The organism is Limnofasciculus baicalensis BBK-W-15 (assembly GCF_024178385.1).
Taxonomy (GTDB): Bacteria; Cyanobacteriota; Cyanobacteriia; order Cyanobacteriales; family Coleofasciculaceae; genus Limnofasciculus; species Limnofasciculus baicalensis.
The window spans coordinates 1-2195 of record NZ_JAMZMM010000618.1; the positions used below are offsets into that span (position 1 = coordinate 1).

Genomic DNA, 2195 nt, shown 5'->3' on the forward strand with positions numbered 1-2195 from the left:
AGATTAACCGCCGTCACTTTTTGCAATTTGCTGGCTCGACTCTGGCAACATTAGGGTTGAGTCAATTGGATATTCAGATACTGGGCAAGAGATACGCCGGGATTCTCGCCCAAAATACCCCTCGCAAACTAGCTTTATTAGTGGGAATTAATGCTTACCAAAATTCTCCATTACAAGGCTGTGTCACCGATGTCAAGTTGCAGGAGCAATTACTAATTCACCGATTTGGCTTTAATCCTAAAGATATTGTCATCCTCACCGATGGGCAAGCTACTCGTCAGGGGATTATCAATGCCTTCGAGGAACATTTAATCAAGCAAGCCAAAGCTGGAGATGTGGTAGTTTATCATTTCTCTGGACATGGTTCTCAAGTAAAAGATTTAGATTGTGACTTTCCCGATTGTCTTAACAGTACTTTCGTCCCCATAGATGGTATTTTGCCAGGAGGATTTCCCAGCCAAGGAGGTACTGTTTCAGATATCATGGGACATACTTTATTTTTGCTCATGTCTGGTCTGCAAACCGAGAATGTTACAGTTGTTTTAGATAGCTGTCACTCTGGCGGTGGGACGAGAGGAAACCTCCGAGTGCGATCGCGTAGTGGTGGTTCTCAACTCGAACCTCTAGAGGAGGAACGAAATTACCAACAACAATGGTTAACTAAGTTAAATCTTTCCCCAGATGAATTTAAGAAACGCCGTATGGCTGGAGTGGCTAAAGGTGTAGTTATTGCTTCTACAAAACGAGATCAACTAGCAGCAGATGCGTCATTTAATGACTTTTATGCAGGTGCTTTTACTTATTTAATGACACAATATCTCTGGCAACAAACTGCTAACGCATCCTTTATTAATACTATTCCCACTATTGCCAGTAGTACCACTAAATATTCTTTCACCAGTCAGGAACCTTTGATGGAGTTAAAACCGGGTAGTAATTATGGCGGTAACCCCGTTTACTTTATCAACGAACAAACTCCTCCTGCTGAAGCTGTGATTACTAAAGTTGACGGCAATCGAGCAGAGTTGTGGTTGGGGGGACTCGATCCTAATAGTTTATCAGCCTTTCAATCCGGTGCAATTCTTTCTGTGGTTGATAGTGAAGGTGTCCAAAAGGGGCGAGTAGAGTTAGAATCCCGCAAAGGTTTGGTGGGACAAGCTAGGCTATTAGATACAGCTAAAATAGGAGCATTTTTACAAGAAAGTACTAGAAGTATTTCTACTGATTTAACATTGACAATTGGTCTCGATCCCTCCTTGGGTAATGAGGCAAATTTGGCTCAAAAACTTTTGCAACGTATATCGCGGATCGAACCATTACCTTTGCAACAAGGAGAAGTGCAATATATTTTCGGTCGCATGACTGATATCTATCGCCAACAATTAGGATTATCAGCAGGAATAAATTTACCAGAATTAGAAAGTTTGGGCTTATTTTATCCTGGATTAGAGTTAATCCCTAACTCATTTGGTAAGAATGGAGAAACCGTCACAGATGCCATCAAACGCCTGGGTTCAAAACTAAAATCTCTCCTCGCCGCTCGGATTGTTAAAACTATTCTAAATACCAATTCTTCGCGGATTAACTTAGTCGCGTCAATGGTTCCGGAGGGAGGTGAATCAGTTATTGCGAGTTCCTTTACAATTCGCGGCAGTCTTAATCGAGGAACGAGTAATAATCAACCATCATCAGTTCCTCTGAGTGGGCAAAAATTGCCTTTGGGCACATCAGTACAGCTACAAGTTACCAACAACGAAAATAGCGCCCTTTATCTCACCGTACTAGCGATCGATCCTGCTGGAGAAATTTCCGTACTGTTTCCCAATGAATGGGCTGCGGCGGTGGAGGTAACATTGGTTGAGGCAAATCAAACAGTAAAAATTCCCGATCCTCAACAGGATAAATTTAAGTTGGTAGCGCAAGAGCCAAAAGGTGTAGCTGAGGTATTGATTCTTGCTAGTCGAACCCCCTTACGTGCCGCACTCCAAGCTATACAAGCCGTAGCCAGATCCCGGGGACTCTCCACCGGACCAGTTACCTTGGATGCGTCAGGCGAGCTAAATGAGCCTGCTGTTGCGATCGATGGTTTACTGGATGATATCAATAGCAGCAATAGTCGTGGTAATGTAGGGGCTGGGGCTAGCCGCGATGCCGCAGGCAGCGATAAACCTACTACTCTCCAAGTTGATACCAAT

General features: G+C 43.5%; 1 protein-coding gene. It reads left to right on the top strand.

What is annotated here, in order from left to right; translation table 11 throughout:
- Window positions 1-2195 (top strand): caspase family protein (locus NJ959_RS28820; protein ID WP_256529967.1); only part of this gene is annotated, 2195 nt, incomplete at both ends.